General features: G+C 45.9%; 1 protein-coding gene. It reads left to right on the top strand.

All coding sequences use genetic code 11. The features are described from left to right. Positions 1–600 (top strand): EF-Tu C-terminal domain-related protein (locus D9K81_RS18240; RefSeq protein ID WP_265091324.1); only part of this gene is annotated, 600 nt, incomplete at its 5' end. Between the last annotated feature and the right edge of the window lies 1 nt (position 601).

Raw genomic sequence — 601 nt, 5'->3', positions numbered from 1 at the left:
CTTGACACGTACATTCCAGAGCCAGAACGTGCTATCGATCTTCCATTCCTTATGCCAATCGAAGACGTATTCTCAATCTCAGGTCGTGGTACAGTAGTAACTGGCCGTGTTGAGACTGGTATCGTTAAAGTAGGCGAAGAAGTTGAAATCGTTGGTATCAAAGATACAGTTAAAACAACTGTAACTGGCGTGGAAATGTTCCGTAAACTTCTTGACGAAGGTCGTGCGGGCGAGAACTGTGGTGTTCTTCTACGTGGTACTAAACGTGAAGACGTTCAACGTGGTCAAGTACTTGCTAAACCAGGTGCAATCAAACCGCATACTAAATTCGACGCTGAAGTATACGTACTTTCTAAAGAAGAAGGTGGTCGTCATACTCCATTCCTTAACGGCTACCGTCCACAGTTCTACTTCCGTACTACGGACGTAACTGGTGCGATCTCGCTTAAAGAAGGCGTGGAAATGGTAATGCCTGGTGACAACGTTGAAATGTCAGTAGAGCTTATCCACCCAATCGCAATGGACCCAGGTCTACGTTTTGCGATCCGTGAAGGCGGTCGTACAGTTGGTGCTGGTGTAGTTGCTAAAGTAACTGCATAAT

Source organism: Acinetobacter chengduensis (assembly GCF_003664645.1).
GTDB lineage: Bacteria > Pseudomonadota > Gammaproteobacteria > Pseudomonadales > Moraxellaceae > Acinetobacter > Acinetobacter chengduensis.
Note: the sequence above shows the minus strand (reverse complement) of the source record. Positions and strands in the feature narration are given on the sequence as shown.